Annotated in this window: 19 protein-coding genes; 8 read left to right on the top strand and 11 right to left on the bottom strand. The window is 71.1% G+C overall.

Features of this window, described 5'->3' with window-relative positions; genetic code table 11:
* Window positions 1–41 precede the first annotated feature (41 nt).
* The 4 genes from UA74_RS19740 to UA74_RS19725 all read right to left on the bottom strand — a co-directional run bounded on the left by UA74_RS19740 (window position 42) and on the right by UA74_RS19725 (window position 4848).
* Window positions 42–779, bottom strand: coding sequence for a DUF5825 family protein (locus UA74_RS19740; RefSeq protein ID WP_198042789.1), 738 nt, complete (start codon window positions 777–779; stop codon window positions 42–44).
* Window positions 760–2742, bottom strand: coding sequence for a RiPP maturation radical SAM C-methyltransferase (locus UA74_RS19735; protein WP_198042788.1), 1983 nt, complete (start codon window positions 2740–2742; stop codon window positions 760–762). The genes UA74_RS19740 and UA74_RS19735 overlap by 20 nt, the downstream gene beginning before the upstream one ends.
* 184 nt (window positions 2743–2926) lie before the next feature.
* Window positions 2927–3091 carry a hypothetical protein gene (locus UA74_RS19730; protein WP_157434310.1) on the bottom strand — a complete coding sequence of 55 codons (165 nt, stop codon included), beginning with the start codon at window positions 3089–3091 and terminating at the stop codon, window positions 2927–2929.
* Window positions 3092–3123: 32 nt separating this feature from the next.
* On the bottom strand, window positions 3124–4848 hold the full coding sequence (locus UA74_RS19725) for an alpha/beta hydrolase family protein (RefSeq protein ID WP_075765114.1): 1725 nt from the start codon (window positions 4846–4848) through the stop codon (window positions 3124–3126).
* A gap of 1065 nt (window positions 4849–5913) precedes the next feature.
* Between UA74_RS19725 and UA74_RS19720 the strand changes: the two genes are divergently transcribed.
* On the top strand, window positions 5914–6750 hold the full coding sequence (locus tag UA74_RS19720) for an aldo/keto reductase (protein WP_075744005.1): 837 nt from the start codon (window positions 5914–5916) through the stop codon (window positions 6748–6750).
* A 274-nt stretch (window positions 6751–7024) separates the two neighbouring features.
* Window positions 7025–8758 (top strand): ubiquinone-dependent pyruvate dehydrogenase, encoded by a 1734-nt coding sequence (poxB, locus tag UA74_RS19715; RefSeq protein WP_075741586.1) that lies wholly within the window; start codon window positions 7025–7027, stop codon window positions 8756–8758.
* Window positions 8759–8994: 236 nt separating this feature from the next.
* Here poxB and aztA read toward each other — a convergent pair whose 3' ends face one another.
* Complete coding sequence (gene aztA / locus UA74_RS19710) at window positions 8995–9693, bottom strand: zinc ABC transporter ATP-binding protein AztA (protein WP_404799946.1); 699 nt, start codon at window positions 9691–9693, stop codon at window positions 8995–8997.
* Window positions 9694–9756: 63 nt separating this feature from the next.
* Here aztA and aztB point away from each other — a divergent pair, with 63 nt between their 5' ends.
* From aztB to UA74_RS19680, 6 genes are all read left to right on the top strand, one after another.
* Entirely contained in the window at window positions 9757–10632 is an 876-nt protein-coding gene (gene aztB / locus UA74_RS19705) for a zinc ABC transporter permease AztB (protein WP_075741585.1), read from the top strand.
* On the top strand, window positions 10629–11870 hold the full coding sequence (locus tag UA74_RS19700; RefSeq protein WP_232237341.1) for a hypothetical protein: 1242 nt from the start codon (window positions 10629–10631) through the stop codon (window positions 11868–11870). The genes aztB and UA74_RS19700 overlap by 4 nt, the downstream gene beginning before the upstream one ends.
* Window positions 11867–12823, top strand: coding sequence for a zinc ABC transporter substrate-binding protein AztC (gene aztC / locus UA74_RS19695; RefSeq protein ID WP_075741584.1), 957 nt, complete (start codon window positions 11867–11869; stop codon window positions 12821–12823). Before UA74_RS19700 ends, aztC begins: the two co-directional genes overlap by 4 nt.
* A gap of 92 nt (window positions 12824–12915) precedes the next feature.
* Window positions 12916–14133, top strand: coding sequence for a zinc metallochaperone AztD (gene aztD / locus UA74_RS19690; protein WP_075744002.1), 1218 nt, complete (start codon window positions 12916–12918; stop codon window positions 14131–14133).
* Window positions 14134–14526: 393 nt separating this feature from the next.
* Window positions 14527–14886, top strand: coding sequence for a VOC family protein (locus UA74_RS19685; RefSeq protein WP_075765112.1), 360 nt, complete (start codon window positions 14527–14529; stop codon window positions 14884–14886).
* Window positions 14887–15264: 378 nt separating this feature from the next.
* Complete coding sequence (locus UA74_RS19680; RefSeq protein WP_075741582.1) at window positions 15265–15624, top strand: VOC family protein; 360 nt, start codon at window positions 15265–15267, stop codon at window positions 15622–15624.
* Window positions 15625–16025: 401 nt separating this feature from the next.
* Here UA74_RS19680 and UA74_RS19675 read toward each other — a convergent pair whose 3' ends face one another.
* From UA74_RS19675 to UA74_RS19650, 6 genes are all read right to left on the bottom strand, one after another.
* The gene (locus UA74_RS19675) at window positions 16026–17132 is read right to left on the bottom strand and encodes a DNA alkylation repair protein (protein ID WP_075765110.1); all 1107 of its coding nucleotides are present in this window, start codon (window positions 17130–17132) and stop codon (window positions 16026–16028) included.
* A gap of 159 nt (window positions 17133–17291) precedes the next feature.
* Window positions 17292–18557, bottom strand: a complete 1266-nt coding sequence (gene thrS / locus UA74_RS19670; RefSeq protein ID WP_257787478.1) for a threonine--tRNA ligase — start codon at window positions 18555–18557, stop codon at window positions 17292–17294.
* 765 nt (window positions 18558–19322) lie between these two features.
* The gene (locus UA74_RS19665; RefSeq protein ID WP_075765108.1) at window positions 19323–19799 is read right to left on the bottom strand and encodes a peptidase inhibitor family I36 protein; all 477 of its coding nucleotides are present in this window, start codon (window positions 19797–19799) and stop codon (window positions 19323–19325) included.
* Window positions 19800–20042: 243 nt separating this feature from the next.
* A complete protein-coding gene (locus UA74_RS19660; protein WP_075741579.1) occupies window positions 20043–21077 on the bottom strand; it encodes a sugar kinase in 1035 nt (344 codons plus the stop codon).
* A gap of 31 nt (window positions 21078–21108) precedes the next feature.
* Window positions 21109–22020: a dihydrodipicolinate synthase family protein gene (locus UA74_RS19655; RefSeq protein WP_075741578.1), complete on the bottom strand. Its 912-nt coding sequence runs from the start codon at window positions 22018–22020 to the stop codon at window positions 21109–21111.
* A gap of 4 nt (window positions 22021–22024) precedes the next feature.
* Complete coding sequence (locus UA74_RS19650; RefSeq protein ID WP_075741577.1) at window positions 22025–23185, bottom strand: mandelate racemase/muconate lactonizing enzyme family protein; 1161 nt, start codon at window positions 23183–23185, stop codon at window positions 22025–22027.
* Window positions 23186–23244: the final 59 nt, after the last annotated feature.

Raw genomic sequence — 23244 nt, 5'->3', positions numbered from 1 at the left:
AATTCCTCGCTCGGCGGTGGCTCGGCTGCGGCGCTGCGGGCTCAGACGATCAACGGCGGGAACGGCCAGCGATGGACCCGCACGGGCAGCCACCACAGATGCCCGGCCTGCGCGGCGACCAGGCCCGCCTCGGACAGGTCACGCCGGACGTGGGCGGGCACCGCCGCGACGGGCGTCCCCTCGGCCATCGCCTCGATGGCGGTCAGCTGCTCGGGATCGTCGATGGTGAACATCTCCAGCGTGCCGAACCGGCGGTCGCGCACCTCGGTGAAGCCGGGGCCTCGGCGACACACGCACTTGCACGGGAAGAACGTCCGCCGCCAGTCCGTCGCGACCGACGCCGGGGCGCCCCGGACCGCCACGGGCGGGAAGAGGTGCGCCCAACGACGAGCGGCCGCGCACCCGTCGTCGCAGCTGGCCGTCCAGTCGACCGCGACACCCCGAGCGGTCAGCTCCCTGATCAGCACCAACGCCCGCGCGGACCGCGCGCGGGCACCCGCGCACAGCTCGATCGGCTCGGCGATCCGCACGGCGCGGACGCCGTCGGCGTCGAGACGGCGGGCCAGGTCCCGCCGGTCGCCCTCGATGCGCAGCCTGCCCAGGGCCATGCCCGGCACTGCGCGGGTCACGGGGGAGTAGTCCCGCCAGGACTCGATCTCGATGGTCGCGGCGGCCCAGTCGTCGGCCGCGCGCCCAACCTGCGCATCGGGAACGGCCTCGCCTGCCGCGCCCGACCGCCGATCCCGAGCGGCCGTCCGCTCAGTCGCCGACGAGGACATGCGACACCTCCTCGGCGGCGGCGGAATGCCGATGGTGCACCCGCATCAACACCTGATTCCGGGCCTCCACGGCGACCTGCACGAACATCCCCGCGTCGGTGAAGACGACGCCCAGCGCCGCCCACCGCGCCAGCACCTCGGCGACGACGTCGGCGCCGCCGTCCACCCGCTCGGCCAGCGTGCGCGCCGACCGAGGCTGGTCGAGCAGGCGGAACAGCCGCAGCTCTGTCGGATCGGCCAACTCCAGCACCGACCAGTCGTACCCGGCCCGCTCGCTGACCAGCACGATCCGATCGCCGAGGTCGACCCAGCTCAACCTGCTCACCGGGAACGCCCGCACCCACTCGTCCACCGCCGCCGACAGCTCGCCCGCCAGGTCCCGGCCGATGCCCCTCGGCGGCGCCGCGAACACGTACGCCAGGTCCGCCAGCTCGGCCTCGGGGAGCCGATAGATGTCGCGGTACTGCGGTGCGGGCGCCCGCTCGGCGAAGCCCAGCTCCGGTCGGTCGAAGTACGGGCTGAACCTCTCCAGGACGATGCGGGAGGTGCCGATCGGCGGGTCGAGATGATGCAGCATCGGCAGTTGGCGGATCACCGAGTGGTAGTCCTCGTCGGTCTCCTCGGGGAAGCCGTAGAGATAGTTCCAACTCGCCGTCACGCCCGCGCTCTGCGCGTCCCGCAACGCCCGCACGTTCTGGCAGCCGGTCACGCCCTTGTCCATCACCTTGAGGACATGGGTGCTGAGACTCTCGATGCCCGGCTGGACCTGCACGGCCCCCGAGTCGGCGAGCAGCTGGAACTGATGACGGCGCAGGTTGGACTTGACCTCGAAGTGCAGCCGCAGATCCACCTCGGTCTCGGTCAGCTCGCGGAGCACCGAGTCGAAATAACCCATGTCCAGGATGTTGTCCACGACGTAGAAGTCGAGCAGCTGGTGGCGGCGGGCCAGCCCGAGCACCTCGGCGAGGAACGCCTGCGGCGGCTTGCTGCGGAACTCCATGAACGAGCCGTTGAGCCCGCAGAACGTGCAGTGGTGCTTCTCGCCCCACCAACAGCCTCGGGAGCCCTCGACCACGAGCTTGGGCTCCACCCAGCCCGCCGCCCGCGAGTCCTCGATCCGATCGAAGAACCCGTCGTAGGTGGGTGGCAGGATCGCCGAGGGCGGCAGCGGATGCCGCGAGATCGGGTTGGCCTGGGAGACGAGCGAGCCCTCCCGCCAGCACAGGCCGGGCACCGAGGACAGGTCGATCTCGTCGGCCGCGAGCGCGCGCAGCAGCAGCGGAAACGCCGCCTCGCCCTCGCCGCGCACCACGAAATCGAGGAACGGGAAGTTGCGGTGCAGCGCGGCGCCCTGCGCGCCGTCGCAGTTCGCGCCGCCGAGCACCAGGCGAACCCCGGGCAGGAGCCTGCGCAGGGCCCGCGCCGCGGCGAGACTCGCGGTGTTCTGCTGGAAGGTGCTGGTGAAGCCGACGAGATCGGGTCGCAGCCTCGCGATGTCGGCCGCCAGCCACTCGATGAACTCCGGGGCGAGCGTGTGCAGCGCGCGGGTGGTGGCGATCTCGGCCTGGCTCGCGCCGCTGTCGGTGAGGAACCGCAGATAGTCGGCGGCGCCGCCCTCCCGGATCTCGCCGTCGTAGAGGGCGCTGGAGAACACCCAGTCGCCCGCGCCCTGAAAATACGATTCCTCGGAGTAGTACTGGTACTGAGTCACGCCGAATTCGGCGCGATCGACGACCCAGTCCACGAAGTCGAGATTGGCGTACCGCACCTCGACGTCATGCCCGTCTCGTTCTGCGGCGGTGCGCATGATGCCCAACGCGAGGGAGGGCACGTCGATCGCGCCCCAGGGCATGTGCACCAGGACTATTCGCATGGTCGCCTCGCCTCGGTTCTCGATGGTCGATCCGGTGCCTGCTCTGGTGATCCCGGCGCGGTTGCGGACAACGGTCGTCGCCGAGTCCACCGGGTCCGGTCGGTTCGCCGCTGAAGCTGCCGGGGTGGTCCGCCGCTGTGTCTTCTGAGTGGCCCGCCGTCGTATCTTCTGGGCGGCTCGCCGCGGGGTCGTCTGGGCGGCCCGCCGCCGCAGCGCCGTTCTAGGGCGGATGTGTGACGACCGCCCCGGAACGACGCGCGTCGAGCGGGAGCGGTCACTTCTCGGCGGCGGGCGTGGTGCTGGTGCCGGTGCTGCCGGGCGGCGTGGACTGGGCGGCGGGAACCGCCGTGTCCATGTTCACGGCGAAGTTGACCACCACCGCGCCGCGATCGCGCTCTGGCGTGTTGATCGGGTCGTTTCGCACACTGCGTCTCTTCATGACGTACACCTCCTCTCTGCTGCTCGACTCGGTCAAGGACTCGATCGGTCCCCGCTGTCCTCGGGGAGCGACGGAACTCGGGGGGTGAGCACCTCGGTGGCGAACCGGAGCATCGTGGCCATCACGGAGGCGTGGTCGGCGGAGTCGCGGCTGTGATGACCGCCGCCGACCCACACCAGTTCGTGCGGGACTCGACGTCGCCGCAGGGCCGTCGCGTAGCGCTCCACCTGCTCGGCGGGGCACTTCTCGTCGGTGGGCGAGGACACCAGCAGCACCGAGCCGCGCACCTGGTTCACATAGGTCATCGGCGAGGCCGCCCGATAGCGCTCCGGGAACTCCTCGGGGGTGCCGCCGAACAGCTCCTCGTCGACCTCGCGCAGCGCGGGCGTGGTGCCCTGGTGCGCGGCCGGATAGTCGGCCACCGGAAACGCGGCCATGGCCACCGCCCATTCCGATGGCTGCACGCCCATCGCCAACAGCGCGAGGTAGGCGCCCCACGAATACCCGGCCAACCCGATGCGGTCGGGATCGGCGACGCCGAGTTCGATCACGTGCGCCCGCGCCGCCGCCAGGTCGTCGAGTTGGGCCAGCCCGACGCGATGGCCGAAGTCGCGCCGCCAGGCCGGTCCGTACCCGGTCGAGCCCCGATAGTTGGTGCGCACCACCGCGAACCCGGCCTCGGTGAAGACCCGCACCCTGGGGTCGTGGCAGTCGCGGTCGTGGGTGGCCGGGCCGCCGTGCACCAGGAACACGGTCGGCCACGGGCCTGCTCCGGTCGGGGTGGCGAGGAAGCTGTGAATCGAGCCGGTCCAGATCTCCCGTTGCCGGCCGGCAGGTTCCGGGACCGTCGCCGGACTGTCCGGATCGGACACGAGCAGGCGCGGGGCCAGGTCGGTGCGGCTCCACAGATAGTGCAGTCGCCCGTCCGGCGAGCTGGTCAGATCGAGGATGGTGCCCTCGGGGGTGGGGACCGGGCAGATCTTCCTCGTGTCCAGGTCCACCGTGCAGACCGTGCTCCGGCCCGCCCGGTCCTGCTGCACGAGCACCGTGCGGGGACCATGCCAGCGGGCGGTGATCTCGGTGTCGAAGGTGAGCCAGTCGTGACGACGGACGCCCGTGTCGGGCTGCCAGGTCGCGACCGTGTAGCCCGCTGCCGATTCGACGGCCAGCAGCAGTTCCGGCTCGACGTCGGGATTCGGCTGGAACTCCAGCGGCCACAACGCGCGGCCGCGCTCGCCCGGCAGCTGGACCAGCGCCTCCGGCGTGCGCAGACACACGGCGTTCGGTCCGTCCGGCCGCCCCGCCATTGCCAGCGTTCCGCCCGACGGCGTCATGTCGACCAGCCCCAGGAAGCCGGTGGCGGCGATCGCCAGCCGGGCCTGCCTGCCGGGGACGCCCAGGTAACACTGGGACTGCTCGCCGTTGCCGATGGTCACCGCGCTGGTGGCGCCCGTATGGTCGAAGGCGATGCCGTACATCCGCCCCTCGGGCACGTCCGACATCGCGGGCGTCGTCCGCCCGCCGCCGAACGGCTGCCGCAGCCACCGGCCGACGCCGCGTTCCGCCGCGTCGAACCACCACAGATGGCTGCCGTCGGGCTCGATCTCGCACAGGTCGACGCCCTGCGGGGCGGCGGTGACGATGCGATGCCGATCGGAACGCACGTCCCAGGCCACGGCCTGCGGTCTGCCGTCGACCTCCCGGATCTGTGCGGCGCGACCGGAGTCGTGCGCGGCGAATGCGGGAACCCCGATCACGGGCGAACTGCGATGGGAAAGCCGCGCCCATCCGACGGTATTCACGGAAGTGCGCTTCGACGTCTTTCGCGGCCCGGCAATGAACATCCGATCACCTTCTGGTCGGATCGACGAGATCATTACACCAGCACGGATCAGCGCCACGTTGCAACGGCGTGAATACGATTTCCCCAGTCGTATCAGAACTCTGATCTCCTGGAAAACCTAAGTCGACGCAGTGGTCTCCACCAACGGTCGAGGGCTGATTCCACCTGATCGGCCTAGCCGCGCCGACGCCTCGCGAATGGCGTCCGGCGCGGCCGTGTCGGCGCCGGCCGCGCCGGGATCAGCCCGTTGTCGGTGGACGGCGAATGACGAATCGTGGATTGTGTTCGATATTTTCCCGCCGGTCGCCTGCGGCCGCTAGGAGTCGACAGTGGACGGCGGAAGCCGGATTATCGGGCCTGCTGACCTCCTCGCCCCGCGTCGTCGCCGAAGACGGTCTCGCCGTGGCAGGCCGGAATACGGTGCGGAAACGGACCTCGCGCCTGCTGTCGGAGGAGACGCCGACCACCGCCGCCGGTGCGGGGCTCGCTCGGCGGGTCGAGGCCTGCACGACCCGACCCTAGGGGCGATCTCGCGATCGGCCGGACCTCGTCGGCGAAGGTGAGCGCACAGTCTCTCGGCGTCCGACACCTGGTGCAGGCGCTGCGGGCGACTCGGGACCGCCAGACCGCGACCTGAGCAGGGTGTCGTCGCCTACGACACTCGGGATCGGGGACAGCACCGGTCGGCGCCTGCGACCCCGGCGGCGGGCGTGGCGTCGTCACTCCGGCCACGTCCGCCCGGCACACCGGGGGAGGCCGTCGTGGCGGCGGCGAAGGCGGGAACACCGGGCGGTGTCCGCGCAGGCAGCCGGGCCGCCGAGGCCGACGGCCGAGGATCGAACACCCCGCCCGCGAAGCCCGACGCCGGTCGCTCGTCCTGCCCGCCGTCGCCCCGTCTGTCATCGTCATGATCAGGTCGCCCCGCTCGACCCCGGGCGGGGCCTGCCTGCTGACGACGCAGACCGGAAGGGACGTCCCGATGACCATTCCCGAGCTGACCGCCGCCTCCGGCGCACCACTGCCTGCCGTGGGTTTCGGCACCTATCGCCTGAACGGCGCGGCAGGCGTCGACACGATCGCCGCCGCGATCCGGCACGGGTATCGGCTCATCGACTCGGCGGTGAACTACGAGAACGAAGGCGCGGTCGGAGCGGCGGCCCGCAGCGCAGGCGTCCCCCGGGACGAGCTGATCATCACCTCGAAACTGCCGGGCAGGCATCACGCCGCCGAGAAGGCCAAGACCACGATCGAGGAGAGTGTGTTCCGCACCGGCCTCGACCACCTCGATCTCTACCTCATCCACTGGCCGAACCCCCGCGAGGACCGCTTTGTGGAGGCCTGGGGGGCGCTCATCGACGCGCGGCGCCGAGGGCTGGTGCGGCACATCGGCGTCAGCAACTTCCTGCCAGAGCACATCGAGCGGCTGAAGACGGAGACGGGAGTGGCCCCGGTCGTCAACCAGATCGAACTGCACCCCTACTTCCCGCAGCAGGACGCGCTGGCCTACCACCGCGATCAGGACATCCGCACCGAGGCATGGAGTCCGATCGGCAGGGGAAACGACCTCCTGGGGAATCCGACCATCACCGGCATCGCCGAGGCGCACCAGGTGACCCCGGGTCAGGTGGTGCTCGCCTGGCACGTGGCGGTCGGGGCGATCCCGCTGCCGAAGGCGGCCGCACCGCAACGTCAACGCGAGAATCTCGACATCGCCGGAGTGGGCCTCACCGAGGACGAGATCGCCGCGATCACGGGGCTGGGCCGTCCCGACGGCAGGCTGGCCGATCAGGACCCGGCCGTCTACCAGGAGTTCTGAAGAACGCGGGAGTGCTCGGACCGCAGGTCGGCCGTGGAGCCTCCGGCGGACCTGCGATAGCCGCAGACCGGGTCGCGTCGCTCACGGATACGGCCACCGTGGCCTGCGGCTGCTGATCGCAGCGAGACACGCCTGCCTCGGCGGGTTCCGATCCCGGGTCTGCCGGGCACTCCCCCTCTGCACGGTGCAGACCGAGGGCGGGCTGCCCGGAGGCAGGCGGGAACCGGCCGTTCGCCGCCCGAGAGCCGTCGAAACACGCAGGAGGGAACTGAAGATGCCGACCATCGCGGACCGCGTCGTCGAGATCATGCACGAATCGGGGGTCGAGCGGGTCTACGGACTCGCAGGCGACTCGCTGAACGGACTCACCGACGCGATCAGACGGGCGGGCACCCTCTCCTGGCAGCCCGTGCGGCACGAGGAGGCGGCGGCCTTCGCCGCAGCAGGCGAGGCGGCGGTCACCGGGGAGCTCGCGGTGTGCGCGGGCAGCTGCGGACCGGGCAACCTGCACCTGATCAACGGTCTCTTCGACGCCAACCGCAGCCGCGTCCCGGTGCTCGCCATCGCCGCACAGATCCCGGCGGCCGAGATCGGGAGCAACTACTTCCAGGAGACGCACCCGCAGGACCTGTTCCGCGAATGCAGCGTCTACACCGAGCTGGTCAGCGGCGTCGATCAGCTTCCCCGGCTGCTGGAGATCGCCATGCGGACGGCCGTCGAACGACACGGCGTCGCCGTGCTGGTGATCCCCGGCGAGGTCTTCCTCCGGAACGCCCCCGATCGACGCAGCTCGGCACCCATCCGGGCCGTTCCGAGGATCACGCGCCCGACCGATCGCGAGCTGCACGCCGCCGCCGAGGTGCTGAACGCCGCCCGCAAGGTCACCATCCTGGCCGGCGCGGGCGTGCAGGGCGCCCACCCGGAGCTGCTGGCCATCGCGAAACGGCTCCAGGCCCCGATCGTGCACGCGCTGCGGGGCAAGGAGTTCATCGAGTACGACAACCCCTATGACGTCGGAATGACCGGACTGCTCGGCTTCAGCTCCGGCTACAAGGCCATGGAGAACTGCGACACCCTGCTCATGCTCGGCACCGACTTCCCCTACCAGCAGTTCTTCCCACCGCAGGCGAAGATCGTGCAGGTCGACATCCGAGGTGAGCAGCTGGGCCGCCGCACCCCGATCGACGTCGGGCTCGTCGGCAACATCCGAGACACGGTCGACGGTCTGCTGCCCCTGCTCGCCGACGGACGCAGCTCACGACACCTGGACTCCTCGCTGGCGGACTACGCGAAGGCGCGCAGGGAACTCGACGCGCTCGCCGACAACGACCGCAACCGCACCCCGATCCACCCGCAGTACGTCGCGAGGCTCGTCAGCGAACTCGCCTCGGAAGACGCCGTGGTCATCCCGGATGTCGGGTCGCCCGTCGTCTGGGCCTGCCGCTATCTGAAGATGAACGGCTCCCGCAGGCTGATCGGCTCGTTCGCGCACGGGACGATGGCTGCGGCGGTGCCCCTGGCGATCGGCGTGCAGTCGGCGTTCCCCCGACGACAGGTCATCGCGCTGGCCGGGGACGGCGGGCTGGCCATGCTGCTCGGCGAACTGCTGACGATCCGTCAGCATCGGCTGCCGGTGAAGATCGTCCTCTTCAACAACTCCTCGCTGAACTTCGTCGAGCTGGAGATGAAGGCGGCCGGGCTGGTGAACTTCGGCACCGAGCTGGAGCAGACGGACTTCGCCGCCCTCGCCACGGCGCTCGGCATCCACGGGCAGCGGGTCGAGCAGCCCGACGACGTGGCGGACGCCCTGCGGACCGCCTTCGCGCATGACGGGCCCGCGTTGGTCGACCTGGTCACCGCGCGCCAGGAGATCTCGGTCCCGCCCGCGATCACGGCGGCCCAGGTCAAGGGCTTCACCCTCTACGCGCTGCGCACGATCATGTCGGGACGCGGGGACGAACTCGTCGACCTGGCGGGCACGAACGTGTTCCGGCGGCTGTTCGACTGATTCGGCGGCCGGCAGCCGAGCGGACTGCGGTCCGGCGACCTACCGGTTCGCTCGCCCTCGGGGGCGGCGGGTCGGTGCAGGCGGGGCGGGTCGCCCGAGCCCGGTCCGGCCGGACCGGGCCGCCTCGCCGATCGCGCCCGAGGCGTCGGGCCACGCGTGCCCGGCTCGACGGCACCTCGCGCCGCGACGTCCGCCAGAGCCGAGGCGCAACCCGTCGTCAGGACCCGTAGGCAGGCTCAAGCCAGGTCGGGCACGCCCCACGCTGCCCGCACGCGCTCCGGCGTGAGCACCGCCTCGGGCAGGCCTTCCGCGACAAGCCGTCCGTCGCGGAGCAGCAGACAGTGGTCGGCACGCCTGGCGACGTCGAGATCGTGGGTGACCCGGAGCACCGTCACTCCGTCTCGACACGCCTGCGCCAGCGCGTCCTCGATACGGGTCTGCGCCGCGAGGTCCAGGCCCGCGCCCGGCTCGTCGAGCAGGAGCAGCTCCGCCTCCTGCGCCAGGCCCTGCGCGACGAGCGCGCGTTGCCGCTGCCCCCCGGACAGCGCGCCCAGCTGCCGCTCGGCGAGGTCCCGGATGTCCAGCCTGGCGAGGCAGTCCGCGACGACCGCGTGATCCCGCGCCGTCAGCCTCCGCCACGGACCACGGTGTGCCCAGCGCCCCATCTCGACCGTGCCCCGCACGGTGATGGGCAGGGCATCGGAGACGTCGCTGCGCTGCACCACGTAGGCCGGGCGACGTGAACCGGTCCGCCGAAGGGTCCCGGACGTCGGCGGCAGCGTCCCGGCGATCACGTTGAGTAACGACGACTTGCCTGCCCCGTTCGCGCCGACCACGGCCGTGACCTGCGATCGCGGTACTCGGGCGGTGACGTCGACGAGGACCCGGCGGCTGCCGTAGCTCGCGGAGACGTCGCGCATGGTGACCTCAGACACTGAATCGAACAACCTTCCACTGGTGTCGACAATGAGAATCGTTGTCACTATAGAGTCCCCGGCGTGGACTGGTTGCTGCTTCCCTTCGAGGTGTCCTTCGTGCAGCGCGCGCTGGCGGCGGGCGTCCTCGTCTCGCTGATCTGTGCGCTCGCGGGCACCTGGGTGGTGCTGCGTGGGATGGCCTTCCTGGGCGACGCGATGTCGCACGGGATGCTCCCCGGCGTCGCGCTCGCCTCGCTGTTGGGCGGCAACCTGCTCATCGGCGCCGCGCTCAGCGCGGGCCTCATGGCGTTCGGGGTCACGGCGCTCGGGCGGTCCCGCAGGCTCTCGCAGGACACCACCATCGGACTGCTCTTCGTGGGAATGCTCGCGGCCGGCGTGATCATCGTGTCGCATTCCCAGTCCTTCGCGGTCGACCTGACCGGCTTCCTGTTCGGCGACGTCCTCGGGGTGCGCGAGGGTGATCTCCTCGGCCTGCTGGTCGCCCTGGCGATCACCGTCGTCGTCTCGTGGCTGGGGTACCGCTCCTTCGTCGCGCTGACCTTCGATCGGCGCAAGGCGCACACCCTCGGCCTGCGGCCCGGCCTCGCGGACGGCCTGCTGCTGGGCCTCGTGACCCTGGCGATCGTCGCCTCGTTCCACGTGGTCGGGACGCTGCTCGTCTTCGGTCTGCTCATCGCCCCTGCGGCGACCGCCACGCTCTGGGCCAGGCGAATCCCGATGATCATGCTCGGCGCGGCGCTGCTCGGCAGCGCGTCGACCGCGATCGGGCTGCTCGTCTCCTGGCACTGGGGCACGGCGGCAGGCGCGACCATCGCCGCCGTCGCCGTCGCACTGTTCTTCGTCTCGGCGCTCGCCGTCCGCCTCCTCCGGCGCGGCCGCCCGGACCCCTCGCTGCCCACCGTCCGCCACGACGACGAGATCGAGTACGCATCGTGAAATCGAGAATCAACCGGGTCATCGGCCGGGCCGCAGCCCTGGTCGCCTCGGCCGCCCTCATCGCCTCCTGCGGCGGCGGCCCGGCCGACGACGTCACCACCGCCACCGACGCAGCCGAGGAGGAGGTCCCGCACGGCTACGTCGAAGGCGCGGAGGAGACGGCCGAGGCCCAGTCCCGCCTGATCGTCGCCGACGAGGAGACCGGCGCGGTCCGCGTCGTCGACCTCATCACCGAGGAGGTGTTCGACGTCGGCCGCGTCGAGGGCGTGCGCGGCATCCTCGGCGACGGCCGATTCGGCTATCTGACCGGCGAGGAGTCCGTCCACGTGGTGGACGGCGGCTCCTGGATGGTCGACCACGGCGACCACGTGCACTACTACCGCGCCGAGGCGCGCGACGTCGGCCCGATCGCAGGCGAGGAGCCGACGAACGTGTCCAGCGATCCGGTCGTCTCGGCCGTCTCGTTCGCCGACGGCACCGCCGAGCTGCTCGACCGGGCCCGGCTCGACGAGGGTGCCGTCGACCGGCTCGAGACGATCACCGGCGAGCCCCACTCCGCCGCGACGGTGGCCTACCGAGAACACCTCCTGACCTCGAAGGCCGAGGCGGGCTCCGGCGTCGCCGACGGCGTCGAGGTTCGCAGCCGCGACGGCGAGCCGGTCGCCAGGATCGAGGAGCCCTGCCCGGACCTCCGGGGGCAGGCGACGACCCGCCGGGGCGTGGTCTTCGGCTGCGCGGACGGCGCGCTGCTGGTGACGGAGGACGACGGCGCCTTCGCAGGGGAGAAGATCCCGTATCCCCAGTCGGAGTCGGCGGCCGAGCGGGCCGTCGAGTTCCACCATCGGCCCCTGAGCACGACGCTCGTGGGGGCGGCTGGCGACGAGGGCGTGTGGGTCCTGGACGTCACGGAGCGGGAGTGGCGTCACCTGGCGACCGGCCCGGTCGTCGCGGTGAACGCGGTCGGCGAGGGCGCTCCGGTGCTGACGCTGACCAACGACGGCGTCCTGCACGCGCTCGACCCGGAGACGGGGGAGGAGACCGCCCAGAGCGCGCTGCTGTCGGCCGAGGCCGCAACGGCCGAGCCCGCTCCCGTGATCCAGGTCGACACCACACGTGCTTACGTCAATGACCCGTCCGCAGGCGAGATTCACGAGATCGACTATGGCGACGACCTACGGCTCGCCAGGACCTTCGCCGTCGACGGCAGGGCCGACCACATGGTGGAGACCGGACGATGACCGACATCCGTGCAGGCCGGGTATCAACCCGACGCTGGTTCCACACCGCACTGACCGCCTCCCTCGCCTTCGTCCTGCTGCTCGCCACCGCCTGTGCCGGCGCGGACCGCCCCCGCGCGGCGATCGTGGTGACCACGAACATCCTCGGCGACGTCACCAGGAACATCGTCGGCGACGAGGCCGAGGTGACCGTGCTGATGAAGCCGGATGCCGACCCGCACTCCTTCGGGATCTCCGCCCAGCAGGCCGCCGAGATCGAGCAGGCAGGGCTGGTCGTCTACAACGGGCTCGGCCTGGAGGAGGGTGTGCTGCGCAACGTCGAGGCGGCCGAGGAGGCGAGCGTCCCGACGCTGGCGGTCGGCGAGCAGGCCGACCCGCTGAACTACACCTCGGACGAGTCGGCCGGTCAGCCCGACCCGCATTTCTGGACGGACCCGCGTCGCGTCGGCGATGCCGTCGAGACGATCGCCGACGCGGTGATCGCGCACGTCGACGGCGTGGACGAGGCGGCCGTCCGGCAGAACGCCGAGAACTACCGTGCCGAGATCGACGAACTCGACGCGGCGATGAACGCGGCCTTCGAGCGCATTCCGGCCGAGGACCGCAAACTGGTGACGAATCACCACGTCTTCGGTTATCTGGCCGAACGGTTCGATTTCGAGGTGGTCGGTGCGGTGATTCCCAGCGGCACCACCCTGGCCTCGCCCAGTGCCTCGGATCTGGCGTCGCTCGCCGACACGATCCACGCCGCAGGCGTTCCCGCGATCTTCGCGGACTCCTCGCAACCGGACCGCCTGGCCCAGGTCCTCGCTGATCAGGCGGGAGTCGACGTCGCGGTCATCCCGTTGTTCTCCGAGTCCCTGAGTGCCGTCGACCAGGGCGCGGCCACCTATCTGGAGATGATGCGCAGCAATACCGAGGCCATCAGCGACGGTCTGCTCGGCGAGTACTGAGGACCGCGAATCCGACCTGAATGATCACCCGCGATCAGCGAGATGCCTGTGATGTCTCGCTGATCAATCGAGAAGAACAGAAGGTACCGTCCATGGCGAAATCGCCATTCCTGTCCCGGCGCGTGGGCCGGGGCGTCGCGATGTCAGCCGCCGCCGTCGCCGCGTTCGCGCTGAGCGGCTGTGGCACGGCCGCAGAGGACACCGCCGCCGAGAACGCGCCAGAGTCGGCTTCGTCCGGCTCCTCGGAGCAGCCGCCCGCCACCGTGACCGACCCGATCGCCGCCACCTACGACGGCGGGATCTACGTGCTCGACGGGCAGACCCTCGACGTCGTCGAGGACATCCCGCTGGAGGGCTTCAACCGCCTCAACCCCGCTGGGGACGACCGGCATCTCTTCGTCTCCACGTCAACCGGCTTCCGCGTCCTCGACGCGGCGGGCCCGGCCCTGACCGACCTGGAGTTCCCCGCCGAGAAGGCAGGCCACGTCGTGCGGCACGACGGCAAGACCGTGCTGTTCGCCGACGGAACCGGCGAGGTGACCATCTTCGACTCGAACGCGCTGGGCACCGAGCTGCCGGCGACCGAGCAGTACACGACGCCCGAGGCGCACCACGGCGTGGCCGTCGAGCTGTCCAACGGTGAGCTCGTCACGACGATCGGCAACGAGGACGAGCGTCCCGGCATGATCGTGCTCGACGCCGACCGCGAGGAGATTGCCCGCAACGAGGACTGCCCCGGCGTGCACGGCGAGGCTACGGCTCAGGGCGAGGCGGTGGTCATCGGCTGTGAGACCGGCGTGCTCATCTACCGGGACGGGGCCATCACCAAGGTCGACAGCCCCACCGAGTACGGGCGGATCGGCAACCAGGCAGGCTCCGAGGCCTCGCCGATCACCCTCGGCGACTACAAGCAGGACGCCGAGGCCGAGCTGGAGCGGCCCACCCAGGTGTCGTTGATCGACACCGAGGCCGAGACGATCACGCTGCTCGACATCGGCACCAGCTACACGTTCCGCTCGCTGGCCAGGGGTCCTGCGGGGGAGGCGCTGGTGCTGGGCACCGACGGCCAGATCCACGTGATCGACCCGGCGGCGGCCGAGGTCACCGAGACCATCCCGGTGATCGACTCCTGGGAGGAGCCGCTGGAGTGGCAGGAGGCTCGCCCGTCGATCTTCGTCCGGGACGACGTCGCCTATGTCAGCGACCCGAGCGGCAATGAGATCCACGCCGTCGATCTCGCCACCGGGACGACGACCGCCACCGGCTCGCTGGACGCCGCACCGAACGAGCTGAGCGGCGTGCTGGGCTGACGACGCCGCATCGCGGCGGGTGACATCGGGGGTCCGCACCGTCCTCTTCGGGCCGAGGAGGACGGTGCGGACCGCTTCGGCGCCGGTGATCTGAGGACGGCGCGGCTGCGGCGTGGGCGGGGGCGTCGGAGCCGCGACGGCGGCCGAGCATCGCTCGTCTCGCGAGGACGCCCGTGAGCGAAGCCCAGAACTGTGCCTGCCGGATGATCATCGCGGCGACCGCCGTCTCCGCGCGCGTCGAGCCTGTCCCCCGGTGTTCGGCCGGCTTCGGCACGGACGAGACAGCCGCCCACCGCCGACCTCGGCGGCCGGGCCGCGGCGCCGAGCCGTCGGTACGCGGGCCGCCGGGCTCGGCGACCGCGTCCTGTCGTCGATCTCTACTAGGGTCGCGCCATGAGTAGCCGAATCACCGTGCTCACCATCGATGCCCGCGACCCGAGTGGCCTCGCGGACTTCTGGTGCCGCGTGTTGGACTGGCAGATCATGGACGACGTCGACGAGGGCGTGGGCATCGCCCCGAAGGGCGAGTCCGAGTCGCGGATCGCCATCTTCGCCGTCCCCGAGGCCAAGACGCAGAAGAACCGACTGCACCTGGATCTGTCTGCCGACGGCATCACCGCCCAGGCCGAGTTGGCGAGGCTGCTGGAACTCGGCGCCCGTCGGGTGGACGTGGGACAGCCGTCGGATGCCTCCTGGACCGTGCTCGCGGACCCGGAGGGCAACGAGTTCTGCCTGCTGGGGATGGTCGACTGACGTCGGTGCGATCCGGCCCGTCGGCCGACCGTCGTCCCGCCTGCCCCTGCCGCCGTGACCGGTCCATGCCGAAGGCTGTCTGCTGTCCGCATGCATGGGGCCCACACCGCCGGTTTGTGCTTGGTGGTGTGGGCGACTGCTGCATCGTGAGGTCTGGGTGTCGGAATACGGAGAGACCGGCAGTCTGAGTGCAGGCCCTGCCGAGCCGGGGCGCGCTGCTTTCTCGGGGGCCACCGGATACGGAGCGGGCTGCGGCGATCGAGCGCCGTTCTCGTCGACACCCGCCCATTGACCTCCGGTCAGCCGCCGAGGCGCAGGGGGGTACGGCTCGGCGAATAACGGCACGCCGTCGGCATCGATCTCGTTTAGAGTCGCGCCATGACCAGCAGAATCGCGGTGATCTCGATCGACGCCGCCGACCCCGGAGTCGTCGCGGACTTCTGGTGCCGCGTGCTGGACTGGCAGATCGTGGAGGACGTCGAGGAGGGCATCGGCATCGCCCCGAAGGGCGAGTCCGAATCGCGGATCGACATCTTCGCGGTCCCCGAGGCCAAGACGCAGAAGAACCGGCTGCACCTGGACCTGCGTGCCGAGGGCGTCCCCGCTCAGGTCGAGTTGGCGAGGTTGCTGGATCTCGGCGCCCGTCGGGTGGACGTGGGGCAGCCGTCGGGCGTGTCTTGGACCGTCCTCGCCGACCCAGAGGGCAACGAGTTCTGTCTGTTGGGGACGGCAGGCTGACAGCGGTGATCCCGGTCCGCCGTCTCGGGGTCTCCGTCTTCTCCGCCGCCGTGAGCGGCCCGAGGCCTCCCGCGAGATTGAGAGAGCGGGCAGTGATTCAGGCGCGGGCCTTCGCGGGTCGGGCCTGGACGGCCCAACCGGAGAGGGAGAACGGGTTGCCGCTGCGGTAACCGTCGATGCCTGCGGCCGTCTGGCACCCGTCGAGACAGCGCCGATCGCGACACAGCCGACGGCCCGGCAGGAGACCGCCTCCGGAGAGATGTCGCGGCGGGCTGTCCGAGGTAAGCCGTCAGCAAGGCGTGCAGCCACGCCTTGCTGATCTGGTCTGCACGGACGTCGGGAGCAGCATGGTGCTGTCGGCTGCGACGAACCGCCGCGCGCCGGCCCGCCGCCTCGCTCGTTCAGTCTCCCGGCAGCAGCATGAAGTCGGCCCGGCCGCTGCGGACTCCGTTGATCTGGAGCTCGATCGCATGCGCGCCGGGGTGGTACCGCCGGGTGGTGATCTCCCGGAACGAGTGGTCACGAGCGATGTCGACGGACTCGCCGGACTCCAGGGTCTTGGTCGTGAGCTTGAAGGTCTTCCCGGTCTGACGGCCGTCGGCCTTCGTGTGGTGCACGATGTAGTCGATCACGAGGCGGGCCTGTTCCGGCCCCGTGTTGCGGATCGTCGCCGCGAAGCTCACCGTGCCGCCGAAGGGGACGTCCACCTCGGTGAGGTCGGGGCCGGTGACGTCGACGGTGGCGGGGCCGAACCCGAGTAACCGCAGCGCGTCGGCATCCCCCTTCTTGACCAGGGTGCGCAGGCCGTGCCGGACGACGTACTCGGTGTTCTCGTCCGGATCGGCCAGCCACTCGGCGGCGGTCGCCACGACGAGTTCCGGCTGCTCCCTGCTGAGGTCGTTGAGGTGGTTGGCCACGGAGCGGCGCACGTAGTCGCTCTCGTCGCGGTACAGCGCAGTGAGGATCGGCAGCGTGGCATGCGGTGCCTCGAGGATGCCCGCCACCCTGGTCGCCCAGGGCAGGAACGGGCGGGTGCCCTCCGAGGCCAGCCGCCGCACGTCGACGTCCTCGGCCGCCGTCCAGCCCTGGATCGTGGTCAGTGCCCGGTCCAGGTCGTGGTCCAGCAGGGCGCGGATGGCGAATTCGGAGCTGAGCCGCGAGGTGAGATCGGCCAGCAGCGCGAGCGCGTCGTCGAAGGCCTCTTCGGTGCCCTCGGCGATGGCCTTGGCGGCGACGGCACTGGTCACCGGCCAGATCATCCAGCCGCGCAGCAGGGGCGATGCGTCCCGGGCGGCCCGGACGACGCCCGCGAAGTGGTCGTAGTCGCCCGGCAGGTCCGTGATCAGGGCATCGCGCAGGAGATCGCTGCGCTCCCGCAGCGGCAGCGGCGTCAGGGCGTGCTGCGCGGCGTCGAGTGCGGACAGCGGTGCCGCAGGCGCGGCGGCCCGCACCGCCTGCACCAGGTCGGCGGCGACCTCGGGGCCGATGAGCTGGTCGGCGAAGGGCATGACATCTCCTGACGGGGACAGGGCGGACGGTCGGTTGCGCTTGATCTTTCCCTGACCGGGTCGCGGTGCGGCGGCGGGACGGCCAGCGAGGGGCCGCCCCGCCGGGGCATTCTCGTGGTGCATCCCGACGGGATGCCCAGCAGCTCCCGCTGCAACGGATCAGCCGGGGGCCGCCTGCTCCCACAGCTCGGCGCGTCGGCTCGTCACCAGCGCGTTGATCCGGCGCACTGCCTCGACGACGGGGAGGGCGTCCAGCCGCCGCCCGTCCCGCAGTCGCAGGGCCACGTTCTCGACCTCGGCCTCCCGCGCGCCGATCACCGCCTGGTAGGGCACGAGCCGAGCGGCTCGGATGCGTGCGCCGAGGCTGCCCTGCTCCGGACCGGCGACCCGAGCGCGCAGCCCGTCCTCGGTGCAGCGTCGTGCCAGGTCATCGGCCTGGGGAAGCTCCGAGTCGGAGATCGGCAGGACGACGACCTGGATGGGGGCGAGCCAACTCGGGAAGGCGCCGCCGTGCAGTTCGATGAGGTGGGCCACCGCGCGCTCGACGCTGCCGATGACACTGCGGTGGATCATGACCGGGCGGTGCCGGGCGCCGTCGGGACCGGTGTAGTGCAGGTCGAACTGCGCAGGCTGGTGGAAGTCGACCTGCACGGTGGACAGGGTGGCCTCCCGGCCCGCGCCGTCGGCGATCTGCACGTCGATCTTGGGCCCGTAGAACGCCGCCTCGCCCTCGGCCCTCTCGTAGTCGAGGCCGGAGCGGTCCAGCACCTCGGTCAGCATGGCGGCGGCGCGGCGCCACATCTCCGGCGCGGCGACGTACTTGCCGCCGGGTCCCGGCAGCGAGAGCCGGTAGCGGGCCGGGCGGATGCCGAGGACCTCATACGCCCGGACGATCATCGCCAGGGCCGCCCGCGCCTCCTCGGCGACCTGATCGGGGGTGCAGAAGACGTGTGCGTCGTTCAGCTGGATCGCCCGCACTCGGGTCAGCCCGCCGAGGACGCCGGACAGCTCGGCGCGGTACATGCCGCCCAGCTCGGCGATCCGCAGCGGCAGCTCACGATGGCTGTGCGCCCGTGATCGGTAGATCACGGCGTGATGCGGGCACAGACTGGGGCGCAGGACGACCTGCTCGCCGCCCAGATCCATCGGCGGGAACATGTCCTCGCGGTAGTGCGACCAGTGGCCGGAGATCTCGTACAGCTCGCGTTTGCCCAGCACCGGCGAGTACACGTGCTGATAGCCCGCCCGGCGCTCCGCGTCGCGGACGTACTCCTCCAGGGCTTGCCGGACGACGGCGCCGTCGGGCAGCCAGTACGGCAGACCGGCGCCGATCAGGGGGTCGGTGTCGAAGAGCCGCAGTTCGCGGCCGAGCCTGCGGTGATCGTGCATCGTGGTCTCCTCACGAGTGGTGAGGCGAGTGACCACAGAGAGAAGCCCCGGGGCACTCGCCCCGGGGCTTCTCGACCAAGTCGACTTTCAGCGCGCCGGGAGAGTCTCCGGCGTCGTCGTCAGACCAGCGCGCTTCATGAGGGCCACGGTAGCAGAGCCTGCCGAGCGCGAGACGATCACTCGATCGCGTGCGTCGTGGGGACGACGAACGGCACGCGGGGGCATTTCGTGGGCAGCCGTTCGTCGGCTTGACTATCACGGCCGGTTGCGTGCGCAGGCCGGTGCTGCTTTTTCTCGGGATCGGGCGGATTCGCTGTTCTCGGTTCTCGGCTCCGAGGCTGCCCGGCCGATCGAGGAGAATTCTGCGGGTGCCAGTGGGACCGCCGATCACGACGATGCGTCTGCTACGCCGGTAATCAGTCGATGCGGACCAGCCGGGTGCGGCGGGCGACTCGAACCGAGGAACGGCTCAGGTGCGCGCGTCGGAATCGATTCGACCGGCCGGTCGATCGGATTCGATGCCGTTCTCATTCGAGCGCGAGCCGAGGTGGAAGCACCCGCTCCCGCGTCGGGGGATCTCGCATCGCAGGATCGAAGATCCGACCGCAGATGGGAATTCCGGATCCGATTGCGATCGGTGCGTCCCGGTCCGCCGGCGCGGGCATGCCGATCCGGGATGATGCGCCGATTCGTCGGCGGGCTCGCCGAACAACACGTTGTCGACACAGGAAGACGCCGCCGACGGTGTGCACGTCGGCGGCGCTCCCCGATCGTCCGGCGGGTCGGACGATCCGATGGCGGCTACTGACGCCAGGCGAGCGAGGCGTTGTCGTTCAGCGTGTTCACGAGGTTCCGGCAGCTGGACGCGTTGCCGGGGAGCACGTCGTCGTAGACGCTCCCGTAGTTCTCGTTGTAGTGAATCCTGGCGATCCAGACGGCATCCCGGTTACGCGCCGACGCCGCATTGTTCTTCACTGCCTGGCCCTGACCAGAACCCGGCGAGAGGAACCGGTATCCGGCGAAGTCCGGGATGAAGGAGCTGAAGTCCGCCAACGAGCCGGAGCAGCCCGCGTTGTAGAACAGGCAGACCTCGCCCACCTCGCAGAGACCGTTCTGTGCGACGGCGAGCACGCCGACGTCCTGTTTCGATACTTCCTGCACGACGGCCTGCTCGACGGACCCCGTGGTGTGCCGATCCGATCCGGCGTGGGCGACCCCCGCCCCCGCGAGACCCGAAGCCATGATCGTCGCCGCGATCACCATGATGATTCGTCGCATGACGGCTGCTCCTCGTGTGAAACTCGGACCTCCATTGGTCGAGTAGCGCCGATTCTGCCGGTCCGGCGTGGAGAATCGCTGTAGTGCCACGGAACATGATCTGCATTTCAACATCGGCACTGCGGTTCGTTTTCCGCGCCCCGGCTCCGGAATCGATGAAGTGCGCCGAATCGCCGACGAAGAACGGTACCGTGCTCCGCCGAAAAGCGAACAATCCGATTTCGCCGAATCGTCCGGCTCGGCTCAGTCGGCACGCGATCGGCCGACGCCGAAGGGAGCCGCGACCCCGGCCCCTGCGGAGTCGGCCACTGCCGCCGCGAGCAGTCGGACGCCCTCCGCGCGGCGCGGCAGCCCGGTGGTGTCGCCGACGTCGGCCAGCACGCCCGCCGCCAGCCGAGAGCCCAGCGCGGCGGCCTGTCGGGTGTCCGCGCCCGCGAGCCGGGCGGTGAGATAGCCGCCGGTGAAGGCGTCCCCGGCGCCGACCGGATCGACGACGCGGGCCGCGAGACTCCGCATCGGCCTGCTCTCGCCGTCGGCGTCGGTCCACCAGCAGCCCTGCTCGCCCGCCTTGACCACGACCTCCCGGACGCCGGCCTGGCGTGCCCGGCGGACGATCTCGGCGGGGTCCGAGGTGCCGAACAGCGGTTCGGACTCGTCCGTGCCCAGGACCAGCAGGTCGACGCGGGACAGCATCGCCAGCAGGAGACGCACGGTCGAGTCGAGACGGCCGAGGGCCGGGCGCAGGTTGACGTCCAGGACCAGCGCCGATCCGTGGTCGGCGGCGTGCCGACCGATGTGCTCGACCAGCCGGGCAGGCCCCGGTCCCAGCGCGGCGGTGAGTCCGGAGACGAGGACGGCGCGCGGCCGGAGCAGTAGTCCCCGCTCCGCGTCGCCCTCGTCCATCGCCGACGCCGCCGAACCCGCCCGGTAGTAGCTCACTCGCCGGGCGCCGTCCGGCCGCACGTCCTTCACGAAGACGCCGGTCGGCCTGGTCGGGTCGGTCTCGCAGGCCAGCCCGACTCCCCGGTGCCCGGCCGCCCGCCGAATCCGGCGGCCGAACGCGTCGTCGCCCAGCCGGGTCACCAGCGTGGCTCGGCGGCCGAGGGCGGTGATGGCGGCACAGGCGTTCAGCTCGGCTCCCGCCGAGTGCACCTCCAGCGCAGCGGCCTCATCGAGCGTCTCGGCGGCGGGCGGCTGGAGGAGCACCATCGCCTCGCCGAAACCGACGACGTCGGGTCGGGCCTCGGCTGCGGCGACGAGACGCGGCGGCTCGGTCATCGGCGTCGTCCCGTCGCCGCAGCCGTGTCCATCAGCGCGCCCCGACCGCGACCGACGGCAGCGCCAGCTCGTCGAGGATCGCGTGCAGGCTCTCGCGGCTGGCCTCATCGAGCACGGCGGCGGGGGAGCGCACGGTGGTGTGCTCGATGATCCCGCGCCGCACCAGGACCTCCTTGTGTACCGCCCAGGCGATGCCCGGCTGCAGTCCGAAGAGGATCAGCGGCGTGAGCCGCGCGAACGCGGCCCGCGCCTCGGCGCGTCGGCCCGCCGTGAAGTCGGCCAGCACCGGACGCAGCAGGTCGGGGAACTCGCAGGCGGGCATCGTGCCCACCGCGCCACGGGCGTACTCCTCGATGACGAACTGGGCGTTCTGGCCGCCCAGCACCGCGAACTCGGCGGGCACCAGGTCCGCGATCGCCTTCGTCTTCGGCGCGGTCGGCGGAGCCTCCACCTTGACCGAGGTGACGCGGTCCAGCGCGCTGAGCTGGGCGACCAGTGCGGGGGCCATCGCCACGCCGGTCACCCCCGGCGCGTCCTGCACCATGATCTCGGTCGACACGGCCGAGGCGAGGTCGCCGTAGAAGTCGACCAGCTGCGCGGGGCTCGGCTTCACCATGAAGGGCGGCAGGACCATCAGGGCCTGCGCGCCGAGCGCCTCGGCGGCGCGGGCCTGCTCCAGGGCGGTCACGGTCGAGGTGCCGTTCACCCCCGCCACGACCGGCACGGCCCCGGCGACGACGTCGACGATGGTGGTCATGATCTGCTCGCGCTCCTCGGCGGTCAGCGCGAAGCCCTCGCTGGCCATGCCGAAGGTCGCCACCCCGTCCACCCCGGAGTCGAGCTGGAAGCGGGTCAGACGCGCGAGACCCGCGAGGTCCAGCGAGCCGTCCGCGTGGAAGGGCGTGGCGAGGATCGGCACGAGGCCCGCAACGGTGTGCTGCATCAGGTCAGGACTCCTTGGCGAGTGCGGCGACCGCCTCGGCGTCGATCTCGACGCCGAGGCCGGGGCCGGTGGGCAGGGACATCGAGTGCGGTTCGACCGCCAGCGGGCCTGCGAGGATTCGCTCGCCGACGGCGACCGAGGTGGGCTGGTACTCGAAGGCGGTCAGGTCGGCGATCGAGGCGCTCAGGTGCAGGCCCGCCGCCAGCGAGATGCCGAGGCCGACGGAGTGGTGCGGGGCGACGGGCACGTGCTGCGCCGAGCAGAGTTCGCCGACCGTGACCGCCTCGGTGATGCCGGTGCGCGCGACGTCCGGCTGGGCGATGCGCAGGCCGCGAGCGGCGAGCCACTGGGCGAACTCGAAGCGGCTGCGCAGCGTCTCGCCGACGGCCACCGGCAGCCGGGCGCGGGAGACCAGCTCGGCGTGTCCGGTCAGGTCCTCCGGGGCCAGCGGTGCCTCGAGGAACCAGCAGCCGCGCTCGGCCAGGCCGTCGGCGAGCCGTAGGGCGTCGTCGACGGAGTAGGCCCAGTGGGCGTCCACCGCGAGGCGCAGCCCCGGTGCGGCGGACCGGACGGCGTCGATCGTGGCGAGGTCGGCCGCGACGCCGTTCCCGAGATGCAGCTTCACCGAGGTGGCGCCGTCGGCGGCCCAGCGTTCGGCCAGCTCGGCCCGGCCTGCGTCGTCGGGTCGAGGCAGCCCGGAGACGTAGGTGGGCACCTGCTCGCGGAACGCGCCGCCCAGCAGGTCCACGACGCGCCGCCCGGTCAGCCTGCCCGCGAGGTCCCACAGGGCGATGTCCACGGCCGCGAGCGCGTCGGCCTGATGCCCGACGAGATGACCGCGTTCCCGCATCAGCTCCCGCAGCATCGTCCAGTTCGGCCTGGGCGACAGGGCGTCCGAGCCGATCAGCACCGGAGCCAGCAGCAGGTCGATCACCTGCGCGGGCACCTCCGGTGCCACCGGCGCCAGTGCCTCGCCCCAGCCTGCGGTGCCGTCCTCGGCCACGACCCGGACCAGCAGCGTCTCGTAGCGGTCGGAGTACAGGCTGCGGTAGGGCGGCCGGACGGCGTAACCGCGCGCGGGCGGGCTCCCGTCGGCGAGCGCGCCCAGGTAGGCCGCCTCGGCGGGCAGCTTCAGCACGTAGGTCTCCACGGCCGAGATTCTCATGTGGCATTCACCATGTGGTTGACGTCATGCGACATGTGGGTGAGACTTCCACATGCTGC

The organism is Actinoalloteichus fjordicus (genome assembly GCF_001941625.1).
GTDB classification, from domain to species: Bacteria; Actinomycetota; Actinomycetes; order Mycobacteriales; family Pseudonocardiaceae; genus Actinoalloteichus_A; species Actinoalloteichus_A fjordicus.
Note: the sequence above shows the minus strand (reverse complement) of the source record. Positions and strands in the feature narration are given on the sequence as shown.